This window comes from Enterococcus sp. AMC1086 (genome assembly GCF_058216575.1).
Window position 1 is genome coordinate 1,935,073 of record NZ_CM177100.1, and the last position, 16,619, is coordinate 1,951,691.

Here is a 16,619-nt window from a genome sequence, read left to right on the forward strand (position 1 = left end):
AACATTAGTGACCTTCAGCTTTGTTTCACGATATTTAAAAAGTAAGAGGTGGGTACAAAAATTACCCTCTCTTACTTTTACATTTTTTTAATTCAAGTCTTTTTTTACAATCTCAACAGCTTGCTTAGAATATTGGATTTTTTCTAATGTTTCCTGATAATTCTTAGCAGCATAAGCAAAGAACAAGACGTCAACTACATAGAGTTGTGCTGTTAATGAAACAGTTGCTGCACTTCGCAATGGGGCTTCTCCTCCTGCTGGTGTCAATAGTAAAATAGAACTTTTCTTCGCCAATAATGAATCAGAATCAGCAGTCAATCCAATCACCATCAGCCCTTTTTCAATAGCCAGATCGGCCAATGCATTTGTTTCCTGATTTTTCCCTGAATTTGAAACGCCTATAAAAATCCCTTTCAACCCGTTTGTACCAAGCGCAGAAGCAAACAAATGATGATCCATCGTAAAAAACACATTCAATCCTAAACGGGTAAATTTTTGATAAATATCTTGAGCAACTAATGACGATGCCCCAAGACCATAAACAAAAATAATTTCAGCACATTGCAAATCCACAACTGCCTGATCAATTGCTTCACTTTCCAAATGTTCATTGGTACGTTCTAAAATATGAATCAAGCGGTGCTGAAGCTTCTCTTTAATCGCATTCGTAGTCTCACCATTTTCGACTTCGGTAGACATTTGAGTATGCACAGATCCAAGGTTCGCTGAAAGCAATAATTTTAGATCAGTAAAACCACTGACCTCAATCGATCGGCAAAAACGAATGATTGCTGCCGGGCTAGACCCAGACTTTTTAGCTAATTCCTGGGCACTTAAATTAATGACTTCGCTCGTATTTTTTAAAATATATTCTGCTACTTTTTGCTCAGAACCAGGCAAATGTTTTTGATGATCTTGAATTGTTAAAATTATATTTTGCTGCATTTCCTACACATCCTTTTTCTTACCGAAATCAATTTTATTTTAATATCTATTTCAGCAGTTTACTTCTTTATTATAGCTAAAAAAAAACAGAAAGGAAATCCGTCTATTAAATTAGAAATAGTTAATAAAAAAACAACTGATTTATCTAGCTCAGCATTCAAATGCCTTATGCTAAGAAACCAGTTGTTCTTTAACTAACAATTATTTAGACTTATTTTTCTTGTAGGTCTTTTGGAATACCAAAGAAAAATGTTGCAATAAAACCACCTGCGTATGCTGCCAGTAATCCTAAAATATAAACCAACCATTGGTTATTTGCGATTAATGGGATTAAAGCTGCACCACTTGGACCAATTGCAATCGAGCCTACATTCCCAAAAGCACCAATCACAGCTCCACCAATACCGCCACCAATACAAGCTGTAATAAACGGACGTCCCAGAGGCAATGTCACGCCGTAAATCAACGGTTCTCCAATACCTAAAATTCCTACTGGCAACGCACCTTTGATCATTTCGACAAGTTTTTTGTCATCTTTACAACGAATCCATAAAGCCAATGCCGCACCAACTTGACCACCACCGGCCATTGCTAGGATTGGTAACAATAAAGTCATTCCCGTTTGGTTTATCATTTCGATGTGAATAGGTGTCAATATTTGATGCAATCCAAACATTACCATTGGTAAGAATGTAGCACCTAGAGTAAAACCGGCTAGAATACCACCTTTTTCTAATACAACATTGATTACCCCTACTAGACTATTTGAAATTAATCCCGCGACAGGCATTATGAGGAATATTGTAATCAATCCGATCACAAGCAATGAGACTGTTGGAGTAATAATGATATCAATTGAATCAGGAATAACTTTGTGTAGTCGTTTTTCGATTAAAGAAAGTAGCCAAACTGCAAAGATAACTCCGATAATTCCCCCTTGCCCTGCTGATAAATTATCGCCAGTCAAAATATTTGGTAGAGGTGTCTCAGGATTCATTCCTGTCAGCATTGTCACTGCTCCAATTACACCACCAAGTGCTGGAGTTGCACCAAATTCGCTGGCACTATTGATCCCCGTATATAATGCTAAGTAAGCAAAGATCCCATTTTTGATAATATTTAAAACATCAATATATTGTTGCCAAGAATCACCAATTGTTCCAGCGACTAAAAGATTGGACATAACTGCCGCGATCCCACCAATAATACCCGCTCCAACAAATGCTGGAATCAGTGGAACAAAAATATTGGAAATAGACTTCAAAACTACTTTAAACTTAGAATTACTTTTGTTTTTTTCTTTTTGTGCCGCTTTCATTTGTGCTGCTTTTTCTTCAACTAATTCTTTTCCAGTTGAATCTTGCTCATTAGAACTTGCAAAGGATTCTCCCAGTTTTACACCAGCCATATCGACCATTTCTTGTGCTACTTTATTGACTGTTCCAGGACCGATTACAACTTGTAGCGTATCATCTTCTACAACACCCATTACGCCATCAATATTTTTCAATCCTTCTAAATTAACTTCATCATAATCACGAATATCCATACGAACACGAGTCATACAATGTCTAAGTTTCAAAACATTCCCTTGGCCACCTACTTCATCATAGATTTCCCTCGCTATACGTTTGATTTTATCTTCTGCCATAGTCTTTTCTCCTTTAAACTTTTTTTAAATTGTATTCTTTATAAAATTATTGCCTTGATTTAATTTTTCTACTGCTTCTTCTTTTGAAGAATTTGTTAGCAACATGACAATAGCAAGTTTTACATTTTCATCTGCCTTTACAAAATAATCTGCGGCCGTTTCATAGTCACAATTCGTCGCTTCCATGATAATTCGTTTTGATCGTTCAACTAATTTTTCGTTTGTAGGTTTTACATCGACCATTAAATTGTTGTATACCTTGCCGATTCCAATCATTGAAATCGTCGACAACATATTTAAGATCAATTTTTGTGCTGTACCTGATTTTAATCGAGTAGATCCTGTTAAAAATTCTGGTCCTGCATCGACTTCGATTGGCATTTGAGCGTATTGACTGATTTCAGCCTCTTTATTACAAGATATCGACGCTGTAGCAGCACCAATTGAATCTGCATATATCAAAGCTCCAATTACATACGGTGTCCGACCACTAGCTGCGATCCCAATCACAACATCTTTGTCTGTCAACGCAAGATCTACTAAGTCTTGTTGTCCTAACTCTCTAGAGTCTTCTGCGCCTTCAACCGCTACAGTCATAGCTTTTTGGCCACCAGCAATCAGGCCTTGAACCATAGATGCATCTACGCCAAATGTTGGTACACACTCTGCTGCATCAAGTACACCTAAACGTCCACTCGTTCCAGCACCCATATATATCAGACGGCCACCGTTATTAAAGGCTGCGATGATCGATTCTATCACTGGTTCGATTTGAGGAAGTGCTTCTTTTACTGCCAAAGCGACTTTCTGGTCTTCTTGATTCATTTTATCTAAGGCTTCTTTTATCGTTAGTTTATCCAAGTTCATAGTTTCCTGATTTCTACGTTCTGTAGTTAAGTTTTCTAAGTTCATTTTACAAAGTTCCCTTCTCTATTAAATTGAAGACTCTACCTGCGTTTATTAAATGAAGCAATGAGCAGTCTTCTGATACAATTTTTGCTGCAATATTAATTTTTTTATTCGCCGGTAAATCTTTTTTTGTTACTTGTATTTCGCCCATATATCTTCCGTAGTGAAGATTATCAATAGTCACACTGCCCTGATTTCGTTCTAATACTATTTCCGGATCAACTGTCGGTATCTCTTTAAATCGCGCATCTGCACTACGAATTACATCACGTGCTTCATCTTGACGATTTTTGTGGACCCCTAGAATATGTGAGTAATAGCTACTGCCGATATCAGCTACTTCAAGTGACAGAATTTGATCACAACTATAGGCTTCAAATTGATGCATTGTGCGCTTGGTAATTTCAGGATCACCCAGATAAACACCATCCACTTCATAATTTTCATTCAAATCCAAAGCTGCTGAAAACGGATTGTCATATCGATGCTTTTCTAGTGTTGGCAGACCTTCATATAATGGTCCTCTTAACTGCTGATTTCCTGGAACGAACGCAAATACCTGAAAACCTGATTGTTTTAGCCAACGATTTTTTTCTCGGAAAAATTGACTAGATAACCCAGTTTCGGGTCTCGGATAATAATTGTGCCAAGCTTCAAAATTTGTGAAATCGGCGTTGAAGGATTGCAATTCTTTCACATCTTCTACAGTGATTGTGCTAGCATTCAATCCAATTGTTAAATATTGAGAAGCCTTCGCAATCTCTTGGTTTGAAATAGCATAATCCATACGTAAACCAGTAACTCCTATAGATAAAATTTCATCCAGTCGTTCAAAAGAAAATCCCGCTCGATTTATTGCTTCACCTGAGATATCAACCATCAGTTTCATATCGGTATTTTGTGCAATCTGACCAAGTTCTTTTAATCTTTGAGCATATAACGCAGCATCATCTTCTGGGATATGTAGAGAAGTAAAAATTCCTTTAAAACCAATTTCGCTCATTTTTTCAATATATGTGCGTGTTTCATCTGTCATCTCTTCACTCAAAAAAATCGAAATGCCATACATTTTAGTCGCTCCTTCCTAATCCGCTTTCATTATAGATCATTTGAAATATTATTTCAACTTAAACATCATTTTTATTTTTAAAATGAAATTTTTTTTCATAAAGGAGCAAAAAAAAGAGAAAACAATTTAATGTTTTCTACTCTTTTCAACTTAATTATGCTTTAGCAGTACCAACTTCATCTCCTGCTTTAACTTGTCCAGTACGGCTAAGATCAAAGCTTTTTACTGCATCCATATTCGTGATCACAACAACCATATCGATTGCTTTTCCGGCATTTTTAATAGCCTCTAAATCAACCGTCGCAATCAACGTTCCTTGAGATACTTTAGAACCTTCACTTACTTTTACCTCAAAAGGGGCTCCATTAAGTTCAACAGTATCGATTCCCATATGAAGTAAAATTTCAAGTCCATTTGCCATCTTCATCCCAACAGCATGCTTTGTTTGAAAAACACTTAATACAACACCATCAATTGGTGAATAAATCTCGCCTGATTCTGGAATAACAGCAAAACCATCACCCATCATTTTTTGTGAAAAGACAGGATCATTGACCTCACTGATTGGAATCAAATTTCCTGTTGCTACTGCATACATTGTTTCGTTTAATTGAACTGGTTCTTTCTTTTTTAAAAATCCGAACATTTCTTTTCCCTCCAATTTTCATGAATAGTAACAGTATAGGAAATTCCACGGATAATTACAACACTCAATATGCTTGAATCTAAATTTTTCTTACACTTATCAAAAGTTAGTTGGTTTTTCTGACTGTAAAAGGTATACTATTATTGATTTATTATTTTATGCTGGAAAGGATTGAAGCTATGCTTTTATCAAATTTATGGAAAGCAATTATTTTAGGTATTATCGAGGGAGTAACAGAGTGGCTTCCAATTAGTAGTACTGGTCATTTAATTTTAGTCGATGAATTTATTAAAATGAACCTCAGCAAAGATTTTATGGAAATGTTTAATGTCGTGATCCAACTTGGTGCGATCATGGCTGTCGTCGTTCTTTATTTCCATAAGTTAAACCCTTTCTCACCACAAAAAAATGAAGTTGAGAAAAAAGATACTTGGATTCTATGGTCAAAAGTTGTTGTTGCGTGTGCTCCGGCTGCAATAATAGGAATCCCATTAGATGACTGGCTAGAAGCAAAATTTCATAATTTCTTTACCGTTGCTTTGATGCTGATCGTCTATGGAATTGCATTTGTAGTGATTGAAAAAAGAAATAGAGATCGCAACCCAAAATGCACAGATTTGAGAGACTTTACGTATAAAGCTGCAGCAATTGTAGGATTCTTTCAAGTCCTATCCTTGATTCCAGGTACCTCTCGCTCAGGAGCAACGATTCTTGGCGCTATTATTATCGGCGCATCGCGATTTGTAGCAACAGAATTTTCATTTTTCCTTGGTATTCCTGTCATGTTTGGAGCAAGTTTTCTAAAGATAGTGAAGTTTGTTATGAAAGGAAATTCATTTGGATTTAGTGAAATAGTTATTTTATTGACTGGTTCTATTGTGGCGTTTGTTGTCTCTATAATCGTCATCAAGTTCTTATTGAACTATCTAAAACGAAACGATTTCACTGTTTTTGGTTGGTATCGTATAATATTAGGTGTTTTACTTATCAGTTATTGGCTATTTTCATAATTCATATCAGAACCGATTGAATCGGTTCTTTTTTTTATAGAAAAATGAGTAAATCAACTTAAACCAGTGATAATGATTATCACTCTTAATTAGAATAAGTATTCAAAAAATATAATCAAATCCCCTTTAAAATAAAGGATTTAACTAATTGATAATCACTATCGTTCTCATTTAGAATAATTCATTATCAATTATATTTATTTTATGCTATTCTCGTTATGAGGAGTGATAACCATGAAACTTTCAGAAGAAAAAAAAGCATTATTATCCACTATTTTATGTTTAATTTTTATGATCATCGGCTTTATCTTAGAAAAATCAGGAACAGTATTTTACCCAATCAGTTTTATTCTCGCTGTCTTTTTTGGTGGCTTCAAACAAACAAAGGAAGGCATACTAGATACGTTTGAAAATAAGCATCTAAATGTCGATTTACTAATGGCCTTGGCAGCAATCGGAGCTTGTATCATTGGAAATTGGTTTGAAGGCGCAATGTTGACCTTCATTTTCTGTCTTAGTAGTGCACTGGAAGAATACACAACTAACAAAAGTAAAAAAGAAATCGCCAGTTTGATGAATATGCAGCCTGAAACAGCTCTTTTACTTGACGATCAAGGCAAAACAACAGACGTCACTGTTACTCAATTACAAATAGGTGATCGTTTGCTTGTACCAAAAGGTGCACGTATTCCAATCGATGGTATTTTGATCAAAGGGTCCTCAACTATTGATGAGGCAGCTATCACAGGGGAATCTGTTCCCGTTGAAAAGGGAATCAACGATGAATTATTTGGCGGAACAATTAATTTAGGCGAAGCGATCACGATGACAGTCAACAAAAATAGTGAAGATACATTATTTGCTAAAATTATACGTTTAGTAGAAGAAGCGCAAAATACACCATCACAAACAGCTAGTTTTATTGAAAAACTGGAAAATACCTATGTAAAAATCGTCTTAGTTGCAATTCCTATGATGATCATCATTCCGTATGTATTTTTAGGCTGGTCATGGAATGAAAGCTTTTATAGAGGGATAGTATTATTAGTTGTTGCCTCACCTTGTGCTCTGGTTGCATCAGCCACGCCAGCAACACTAGCTGCCATTTCTAATGGTGCAAGAAATGGCGTACTATTCAAAGGTGGCGCTTATTTAGAAAACTTAGCTTCATTAAAAGCAATAGCTTTTGATAAAACGGGAACTCTGACTCTTGGTGTTCCTGTAGTCACAGATGCTATATTTTTAAAAAATAAGCAAGAAAGCCTAAATATATTGTTAGCAATGGAAAGACAATCCACCCACCCCTTAGCTCAAGCAATAATTACTCGATTTGAAAATGAAAATACTGCTGTCTATGACCAAATCGAAGTGAAAAATATTATTGGTTTTGGAATGGAAACAACGATTGGTGCAACAACTTGGCGTGTCGGAAAAAGTGCATTCAATGAATATACAACGATAAGTAAAGAATTAGAAATTGAAATCGAGCAACTACAAAATGCTGGAAAAACGGTCATTTATCTATTTCAGGATCAAGAGATCGTCGCTTACTTTGGATTATTAGATGTTCCAAAACCTGAAGCTAAGGAAGTAATCACTTATTTTAAACAATCGGGTATTCATACCACAATGATTACTGGAGATCACGAGAAAACAGCTACGGCTGTAGCAGCTGAGCTTGAAGTGGATGATATTTATGCAGATTGTTTGCCTGAAGACAAAACAATTTTGGTCAAAAAACAAAAAGCGATGTACGGAATCAATGCGATGGTCGGAGATGGTATTAATGATGCGCCAGCCTTAGCGAATGCAGCTATTGGTGTTGCTATGGGCCAAGGCACCGATATAGCAATGGATGTAGCAGATATGGTCTTAATGAAAAATGACTTAAAAAAATTACAAATGAGTCACTTGCTTTCAAAAAAATTAAAACGAATCGTTACTCAAAACATTGCTTTTTCTGCTGGAGTCATTGCAATACTTATTCTCTCCAATTTTTTTCAAATTATTAATTTGCCTCTTGGCGTTGTAGGACACGAAGGAAGTACGATCCTTGTCATTTTAAATGGATTAAGAATGTTAAAAACAATTCCCATTGAAAAAAAATCTCTTCAACCATTTCATACACAAAAAACAGAATTAGTTTAATCAAAAAAGAGACTAGAATATAACTCTACGAGTTACATTCTAGCCTTAAGTAATCCAAATAAACGGTGGAGCAGAAACAATCTCTTTTTCTTAATCCCATTCCTCAAAAAACTCTGTCAAAAAAGACTCTAAAAACTCATGTCTTTTTTTACCTAAAACTTTAGCATAATCCGTATTGAGCGTCTCATTAAGCAAAAGAATTTTTTCATAAAAATGATTGATAATCGTACTTTCTTCTCTATACTCAGCTTTTGAGCCAAGTGTTCTAGGTTTGATTTTAGGATCATAGAGTTGATTTCCTTTAGATGCACCATAATAAATTGTTCGTGTAATACCAATAGCCCCCATAGCGTCTAAACGATCCGCATCTTGCACAATTTGACCTTCGATTGTAAGTTTTTCTGAGTTCCCATTAAGTGCTTGACTAAAAGAAAGATTCTTGATTATATGTGTGATTTGCTGGATTTGGATAGTTGAAAGTTGAATTTCTTTTAAAAATTCAGTTAGTTCTTGAAACGCTAGCTCAGAATCAGAAACCAATTTATCATCGACAGTATCGTGAAGATAAGCTGCTGCTGTAATAATAAAACGATCGCACGTTTCAGTAGCTGAAATTTTTTCCGCTAAGCGGACCACCCTATTTATATGATCCATGCCATGACCTGATTGATCTTTTTTCATTTTCGACTGTGCAAATTGTTTTATTGCTAGAATTTTTTGATTATCCATCTAATCCCTCCGACTGAGTATACAAGAACAACAGTAAATTCCTTTTTCGTTTAAAATTTGAAATACGAATAAAATAATGAGTGGATATAAGAAACTTCTTCACCTCTAACAATGATCAAGTCTTTCTGCTTCGATCTCTACACGCTTAACTATTTTTTATGACCAAACCACCGATTACATCAACAACCGATTCACTAGCATTTAATAATTCTTCTAGTTGATCATAGACATTTTTCCAGCGAATCACTTCAATCGGATTTTGCTCATTCGTAAATAAATCTTTGAGAGAATCACTATATAATTTATCAGCTTTCCCCTCTATTTCACTTACTTCATTTATCATCGTATGCAACGTTTTTGAATTTTTAAACTTTGCAAACTCTTTTGTTGCTGTTAATACGCCGGCCGTAGCTTCTACAGCGTACGTAATGAATATCATAGCATTATCCTTCAACTCTTTTACCACTAGGCTACTGAGTAAATAAACAATACTATTTATGGTATCAAGGACATCATCTAAACGTTGTGTAATTTTAACGATATCCTCTCGATCAATAGGCGTGATAAATGAAATATATAACTCACTCATAATTTTTTGAACAATTTGGTCTCCCTCACGTTCTAAGACATGAATTTTTTCTGCTTCATCTTCTAATGTTTCAAGCGAATAATTGAGTGCAATCAGCTCTAAAAGCTCTGCTGCTTGATGAGCATTTTTTGCTAAATGTTCCAATTCACTAAAGTAATCAAATTGTTTTTTTCTAGCCATTTTACTCTCTCCTTAAAATAGTGCTATAAATAATTTTGCCATAATAAAAGCAATGATCCCACAACCTGGAAACGTCAAGATCCAAGCAATCAGCATTTCTTTTACAATCCGCCAATCCACACTAGATACTCGTTTTGAAGCCCCTACACCCATGATCGCAGTCGTTTTGGTGTGCGTAGTAGAAACTGGAATACCAAAAAGGGACGCTGCAAATAAACAAACTGCTGTACTTAAATCGGCCGCAAATCCTTGATAGCGTTCTAATCTTACCATGTCCATCCCAACTGATTTGATGATTCTCATACCACCTACTGATGTCCCAAATCCCATTGTAACAGAACAAAGAACCATGACCCAAATCGGGATAATAAATCCTGAACCAGACTTTTCCGCCAGATTATTATAATATAGGCCTAACATAAATACACCCATGAATTTTTGACCATCTTGAGCGCCATGTAAAAAAGCATTTGCAGCTGCACCGATCGCTTGTCCATAAGTGAAGACTTTATTTGCTGTTCTTCTCGCAACTCCTTTGAAAAGGATTACAATTAGCTTTGTAACAATAAAACCGCCACCAAAGCCCATAACTGTGGAGACAATTAAACCTATAATTACTTTCGCCCATTCAGAACCGTTCACTGCGCCAATACCTCCTAAGGCCATTGCAGAACCGGTCAAACCAGCAATCAGCGCATGACTTTCACTCGTTGGAATGCCAAAATACCACGCCGCCACAGACCACACGACAATCGAAAATAAAGACGCTGCTAAAGCGACCTGCGATGCATTTCCCTGTGCATCAAAACTAACAATATTACTGATTGTTTCGGCAACTTGTGCATTAAAATATGTCATTACCAATGCACCAAAGAAGTTCATTACAACAGCCATCCAAATCGCAACATTTGGTTTTAAGACACGAGTAGAGACAGCGGTTGCAATAGCATTTGGTGCGTCTGTCCAACCATTAACAAAAATAACGCCCATCACAAGAGTAATTGTTGTAATTAGAGCAATATTCATAGTAACACCACCATTTCATTTTTCCCCTGTCATAATAACATATTTTTTATAAAATGTATCTGTTTTTTCTTGTCACACTTAAATTCAAACTAATTTCCAATTGATGAAATCAATATTTTTTACTGTTAAGGAAAAAAACTTGTCATCTTTTATTGCAATGCCTGTTTGGATTAGGTATAATGATTAGTGTTGAATTACATATGGATTTTCCTGTGTAAGACCTTAATTTATCGGAGGTGAAAGAAATGCCAAATATTGAATCTGCAATTAAACGTGTACGTACTAACGCTAATAAGAATGCTCAAAATTCATCTCAAAAAAATGCAATGCGTACAGCTATCAAGAAATTTGAAGATGCTGTAGCTGCTGGTGCTGACAACGTTGATGCGTTATATACTGAAGCTATTAAAGCTGTTGATATGGCTGAAACAAAAGGATTAATCCATAAAAACAAAGCAGGCCGTGACAAATCACGTCTAAGCAAACAATTAGCAAAATAATGATATTGTAGAAGCTAACCTCGTGTTAGCTTCTTTTTTATGGTAAAAAAGTATGGAATTAAATTCGCTTCAAGTTTAATTCCATACTTTCTATTTATTTTAGTTGAACCTCACTATCTTTACGATCGATCTAACTCTTATATTCAACAAACTTTCTTCTTTCAACTAAATAAAAGGCGCTAACGATTTAGATAATCATATTCTATGTCCATTTTAATTTTTTGCCCAGCTTAAAGCAGCTATAGACCTTCTTGACATCAGCTATATTTCTTGAGTGTATCATAGCAATCGATCATATATATTCTTAAACTATCTGTTCACTTGTCCAGATAGTTTAAGAATAAACAATTCAAACAACAGCTCTTTGTCCATCTTACCCGTTTTCATTTTAAAATCATTCTCCACTAGTTCATCATAAATAGCTTCCAAACGGTCCAACTCAAATCGACGGACTTGCTGCAAAGCTAGTTTTACACGATAGGGATGAATTTTTAGCGTTTCGGCAATATTCGCTTGTTGATAACCTAATTTTGCTAAGATTTTTGTTTGTAAGAATAAGCGAATTTGATTTAACAAAATCGCATTTAATTTAATCGTTTCTTCCCCTTGAAGTAATAAGTCTTCATACAACTGAATTGCTTTTTCCCCGTTACCAGACAAAACATCATTGGTCAGATCAAATACGTTATGTTCTAATGATTTTGGGACAAGTTCTTTGACGCCGATTAACGAGATTATCTTTTTGTCAGAAGAATACAAAAATAATTTTTGTAGTTCTCCCATCGCTTTCGATAAATTCAAATCTGTCAGCTGTAACAATAAATCAAATGCTTCTGGGCGAATCTCATACCCTTCACTTTGAATCGTCTGTTCCACATATTGCCTTACTTCACGTTCTCCCATTGGATTAACGTCAATGACTTCAGCTTTCTTTTTTATTGCTTTTGTTACTTTTTTTCGTTCATCTAATTTTTCAACATTTGCACTAAATACTAAAATAGTCGTCGGTGAAGGTTGCTCCAAATAGTTTATTAAACTATCGATATCATGATCCAATCCATTCGTTTTTCTTTCTGCTGTTAAAAAATAAGGATTTTCGATAAAAACTAATCGATAATCACCAAAAAAAGGAATCGTTTCAGCTTCTTCCATTGCTACAGAAAGTGGTACTTCTTCCATATCAAATGAAGAATAATTAAATTGATCATCTTCTGTTTTGATCAATTGATTCATTAATTCTGTTTTAAATAACTCACTTAAATATTCTTCTGTTCCTTGAATTAAATAAACAGAAGTAAAATGCTGTTGTCTCACCTGTTTTAATGCCTCTTGTAAGTTCATAAATTCCCTCATTTCTCTTTTCCATCCTATCATGGCAATTCAAGAAATGCTAGTCTTATTCCATGACTGTTCTAGCTGGAGACATTCTTGAAAATGGTGTCCATTCATAATAAATCATTCCGTTTTTATCTGTTTGGAACTGAGTTATCTGCTCTTGGTTTAATACCTCAACGGTTTCTGCATGAGGATGGTTGAATCGATTATTACGCCCACAAGAAATAATTCCGTCCTCGAGGCCAATTTTTCGGATAAACAAAGGATCAGATGATGTCTTACTTCCGTGATGACCCACTTTTAGTACATCTACTTTCAGTGTTGGAAAGTGTCTTATTAATTGCTGTTCGCCTTCTTTTTCCAAATCACCTGTAAATAAGAAGCGTCGATCAGAAACTTTTGTATAAACCACCATCGAGTCTTTATTTTCCCCAACTCCTGAGACGATTGGAGCCAGTATTTTCAAAGAAATCGAACGACTAATCGATGCGCCAGCTAAGATTGGATAAATTTTTGTCCCTTTCAATTTTAACTTTTCTAGAATTTGTTGAAAAGCGAGTTTATTTTCTGTTCCTACAGGAAAGTACAATGAACGAATCGGTATCTTTTCATTGATCGCAAGCAAATCACCGCAATGATCCATATCTCCATGACTGATCAAAACTTTATCAAGATACTTTACCCCTTTGCTTTTCAAATATGGAATCACCGAGTAGTCTGCATTAGCCGATTGTTTTGCCTTAACAGCCCATTTTTCTTTTTCGAACTCGACCTTCCCACCGGTATCGATCAAAATATTCTCTTTATGAAATGGTGTTTGAATAAAAATACTGTCCCCTTGCCCAACATCGATAAAAGCAATCGTGCCTTTGGGAGAAAAATATTTATTGTTCATCATCAACAGTAATCCTGCACCTATCAAATAGGCTTTTTTTGAACGTTTGTACATCATATGAAGTAATAAAAAAAGTAAGATACACATGAACAAAAAAAGAACTGGTGGAAAAACTCCTGTAATCAATGTGAATGTACTATAACGACTGAACCACTCAAAAATTGATTGCTGAATCACAAAATATATTTCTAAACCATCTATCAATAGTTGGATCTTGCAGAGAAATGAACTTAACAAACTAATGGTTAATACAGGTAAGATTGCTCGCTCAAAAATAGGCAATAATAAAAATGTAAAAAGACTACTTGTTAATTGCCATTCAAAAAATGTTAGCCCAATCAACGGAATCATCGTAATATTCAATAACAGAGAAAAACAATACATTCGGATATATTGATTGCTGATTCTTTCTAGAATAGGATGGACATACAAAATAAAAAAAGATAAACCGTAACTTAATTGACCACCTGCAGAAAATAATAAGTAAGGTTGGAAAATTAAGCCACCTATCAATGATAAACTCCAACAATCCAACCCCGATAAACGCCATTTAAATTCGCGATTACTAAGTGAAATCATACTTTGCAGTAATGCCCGAACAACACTGATGGAAAAACCAGTTAATCCTGCATAAACAATTGAAAACAACAGCTGCAACCAAAATAATTTTTCTATTGTGATACCACATCTTAAAAATAAATACCTAAAACTTCCAACAAAAAACGTCACATGCATTCCGGATAAACTGAATAAATGAAGAATACCTAAGTTTGCTAATACACTTTCTTTTTTAGCAAACTCATTGGATTTAAACCCAAAAATCAACGTTTTAAGATGCAAAGCTGTTTCTTTCAAAAATATATTGTCACAATAATCAATCGCTTTTTTTCTGAAACTACTAAAAAAAGCTAAAACATCGTACCATTTTGGACTTTCTCTTTCGATTTTATGAATATTACTGACCGATAAGGTTTGATATATTCCATTTTCTTTCAAATACTTTCGATAATCAAATCCATTGAGATTGGTTTGTGGTAATGGTGTCTCAAATTCACCGACAAGTTTCATTCTTAAAGGTAGATTCTCTTCTTGCCAGTTTTGTTTTTCCTGTTCTGATGTAATTTTGTAAAAGGCTATTATTTTTTGTTTTTGTTTTTTACGCGTAGAAAAATGACCTTCCAATTGAAGACGATCACCATCGATTTTAATCTTATCCGGTAATACAGATAAATAACCTGTCATTTCAATTGATTCCACAAACTTTTCTTGTTTTTCTCTGTTTAAGGTCTGCCAACAAGAAATTGTCAGAATGAACATGCACAAAAAACTTACGCCAATAATCATTTTATTTCGTGTGTAAAGCACTCGACTGATAAGATAGAACCAAACCATACCTGTTAATAAGCTTGGTTCTAAAATTAAAAAAACTGTTCCTATAGTTAATAATACTGGAAAGATCCAGTAATTATTGATCTGTTTGAGGTGCTTCTTCCACTGAAGCAGTCTCATCTTCTCCTAATTGTAATTCAGCAAAGTATTTCTTCGATAGTGTTACTTGATCTACAGTTGCACCAACTTGTTTGATCAATGCCATAGCATATTCGTCATTTCGGTAGTCTTTTAAATAATGGATCTTTTTGATTCCAGCTTGTAAAATCATCTTTGTGCATTGTAAACAAGGAAAATGAGTTACATAAATTTCAGCTTCATCTGTCGGAATACCAAACTTAGCACATTGCAAGATAGCATTCATTTCAGCATGGATCGTTCGAACACAGTGACCATCAACCATATAACAACCGTCATCAATACAATGAATATCGCCACTAACTGATCCATTGTAACCGCCAGCGATTATACGTTTGTCTCTGACTACAGTTGCACCAACTTCTAGACGTGTACAAGTACTTCTTAATGATAATAAGACACTTTGTGCCATAAAGTATTGATCCCAAGGAATTCGTTCTAATGTCATATTCTGCTCCTTTTTTTAACTTGTTATTGTTAAATCTATTTTTGCTGAGTTTAAATTATGAATAGGATATACAAATAGTAAATTATAGAAAAAGTCCCGTCAAGAACCTGCACAAAATTTTTTGAAAATAGTTGTCTTTTTTTCACTTAAGTAAAATTTTTTAAGAAGTGATTAACTCTTTTAATTTCTCAAATGTCTTCTCACCAAAACCTGAAATATTCTTTAAATCTTCAATGGTTTTAAACCCGCCATTTTCTTCCCTGTAATGAATGATTTCTTGTGCTTTCTTTTGGCCAACGCCAGGTAAAGTTTGTAATTCGGTCTCACTAGCTTGATTTAGATTGATTTTACTTGTATCTTTACTTTGACTCTCTTGTGACTCACTATTTTTCTCAGATATTTGAATTTCTTCACCTATTTTTGGTACATAAATGACCATTTGGTCTGAAATTCGCTCAGAGAAATTGACTTGTTTTGTATCTGCCACATCACTAACACCTCCAGCAAGCATCACAGCGTCCCAGACACGCATGTTCGTTGTCCCTTCATACATTCCTGGTTTTTCCACAGCTCCCTTTATATCTACGTATATTTGCTGAGAAGACGATTCTATCTCACTTGACTGGGATGAATGGACGGAGCTCATCATCAACTCGTCATCTGGTAGTTTATCAGGTGCAGCTTTAAAAAAAGTAAAGAGTATAATACTACCAATAATTATCAGCAGAATAATGCAGCCGATGATATATTGCTTGTATTTCTGTAACAACATACGATAATCCATGATTTTCCCCCTTCTAAATAAAGATACGCATTCTTTTTATTTTTTCATGTTAGAAAATATGAAAGTTCATTCGTCGAAAAATTATAGTTTTTAAGAACTTTTAGTAGTTTGTCCCACTGAATCTGCCCGACATGAAGTTCATTTGATTTTTACACTAAAATAAAAAAAGCCCAGGACATAACTCTACGAGTTATAGCCTAGACTTAAGGAATCCGAATAAACGGTAGC

General features: G+C 34.9%; 15 protein-coding genes. 3 read left to right on the forward strand and 12 right to left on the reverse strand.

The features are described 5' to 3' along the window. Nucleotides 1-87 precede the first annotated feature (87 nt). From AC4BC4_RS09150 to AC4BC4_RS09170, 5 genes are all read right to left on the reverse strand, one after another. Entirely contained in the window at nt 88-945 is an 858-nt protein-coding gene (locus tag AC4BC4_RS09150) for a MurR/RpiR family transcriptional regulator (protein WP_438755796.1), read from the reverse strand. Between the two features lie 211 nt (nt 946-1,156). Next, a complete protein-coding gene (locus tag AC4BC4_RS09155; RefSeq protein WP_438755795.1) occupies nt 1,157-2,596 on the reverse strand; it encodes a PTS transporter subunit EIIC in 1,440 nt (479 codons plus the stop codon). Between the two features lie 24 nt (nt 2,597-2,620). Beyond that, nucleotides 2,621-3,508: an N-acetylmuramic acid 6-phosphate etherase gene (gene murQ / locus AC4BC4_RS09160; RefSeq protein ID WP_438755794.1), complete on the reverse strand. Its 888-nt coding sequence runs from the start codon at nt 3,506-3,508 to the stop codon at nt 2,621-2,623. A gap of 1 nt (nt 3,509) precedes the next feature. Then, complete coding sequence (locus AC4BC4_RS09165; protein ID WP_490475472.1) at nt 3,510-4,574, reverse strand: DUF871 domain-containing protein; 1,065 nt, start codon at nt 4,572-4,574, stop codon at nt 3,510-3,512. Between the two features lie 154 nt (nt 4,575-4,728). After that, nucleotides 4,729-5,220 carry a PTS sugar transporter subunit IIA gene (locus tag AC4BC4_RS09170; protein ID WP_438755792.1) on the reverse strand — a complete coding sequence of 164 codons (492 nt, stop codon included), beginning with the start codon at nt 5,218-5,220 and terminating at the stop codon, nt 4,729-4,731. Between the two features lie 179 nt (nt 5,221-5,399). On the opposite strand from AC4BC4_RS09170, the gene AC4BC4_RS09175 reads away from it, so the two are divergent. Together AC4BC4_RS09175 and AC4BC4_RS09180 are read left to right on the forward strand one after the other, a co-directional pair. Further along, nucleotides 5,400-6,230, forward strand: coding sequence for an undecaprenyl-diphosphate phosphatase (locus AC4BC4_RS09175; protein WP_438755791.1), 831 nt, complete (start codon nt 5,400-5,402; stop codon nt 6,228-6,230). Nucleotides 6,231-6,464: 234 nt separating this feature from the next. After that, nucleotides 6,465-8,378, forward strand: coding sequence for a heavy metal translocating P-type ATPase (locus AC4BC4_RS09180; RefSeq protein WP_490475473.1), 1,914 nt, complete (start codon nt 6,465-6,467; stop codon nt 8,376-8,378). A gap of 90 nt (nt 8,379-8,468) precedes the next feature. On the opposite strand, the gene AC4BC4_RS09185 is transcribed toward AC4BC4_RS09180, so the two are convergent. The 3 genes from AC4BC4_RS09185 to AC4BC4_RS09195 all read right to left on the reverse strand — a co-directional run bounded on the left by AC4BC4_RS09185 (nt 8,469) and on the right by AC4BC4_RS09195 (nt 10,902). Continuing rightward, nucleotides 8,469-9,107, reverse strand: a complete 639-nt coding sequence (locus AC4BC4_RS09185; RefSeq protein WP_438755789.1) for an HD domain-containing protein — start codon at nt 9,105-9,107, stop codon at nt 8,469-8,471. Nucleotides 9,108-9,252: 145 nt separating this feature from the next. Further along, the gene (locus tag AC4BC4_RS09190) at nt 9,253-9,876 is read right to left on the reverse strand and encodes a DUF47 domain-containing protein (protein WP_490475474.1); all 624 of its coding nucleotides are present in this window, start codon (nt 9,874-9,876) and stop codon (nt 9,253-9,255) included. Nucleotides 9,877-9,888: 12 nt separating this feature from the next. Continuing rightward, nucleotides 9,889-10,902: an inorganic phosphate transporter gene (locus AC4BC4_RS09195; RefSeq protein ID WP_490475475.1), complete on the reverse strand. Its 1,014-nt coding sequence runs from the start codon at nt 10,900-10,902 to the stop codon at nt 9,889-9,891. A 245-nt stretch (nt 10,903-11,147) separates the two neighbouring features. On the opposite strand from AC4BC4_RS09195, the gene rpsT reads away from it, so the two are divergent. Continuing rightward, a complete protein-coding gene (gene rpsT, locus AC4BC4_RS09200) occupies nt 11,148-11,402 on the forward strand; it encodes a 30S ribosomal protein S20 (RefSeq protein ID WP_438755786.1) in 255 nt (84 codons plus the stop codon). 309 nt (nt 11,403-11,711) lie between these two features. On the opposite strand, the gene holA is transcribed toward rpsT, so the two are convergent. The 4 genes from holA to AC4BC4_RS09220 form a co-directional block, all read right to left on the reverse strand. Beyond that, the gene (gene holA / locus AC4BC4_RS09205; RefSeq protein ID WP_490475476.1) at nt 11,712-12,743 is read right to left on the reverse strand and encodes a DNA polymerase III subunit delta; all 1,032 of its coding nucleotides are present in this window, start codon (nt 12,741-12,743) and stop codon (nt 11,712-11,714) included. A gap of 55 nt (nt 12,744-12,798) precedes the next feature. Next, nucleotides 12,799-15,141 (reverse strand): DNA internalization-related competence protein ComEC/Rec2, encoded by a 2,343-nt coding sequence (locus AC4BC4_RS09210; protein WP_490475477.1) that lies wholly within the window; start codon nt 15,139-15,141, stop codon nt 12,799-12,801. Beyond that, complete coding sequence (locus tag AC4BC4_RS09215; RefSeq protein ID WP_490475478.1) at nt 15,098-15,607, reverse strand: ComE operon protein 2; 510 nt, start codon at nt 15,605-15,607, stop codon at nt 15,098-15,100. The genes AC4BC4_RS09210 and AC4BC4_RS09215 overlap by 44 nt, the downstream gene beginning before the upstream one ends. A gap of 160 nt (nt 15,608-15,767) precedes the next feature. Continuing rightward, nucleotides 15,768-16,391 carry a helix-hairpin-helix domain-containing protein gene (locus tag AC4BC4_RS09220; protein ID WP_490475479.1) on the reverse strand — a complete coding sequence of 208 codons (624 nt, stop codon included), beginning with the start codon at nt 16,389-16,391 and terminating at the stop codon, nt 15,768-15,770. Between the last annotated feature and the right edge of the window lie 228 nt (nt 16,392-16,619).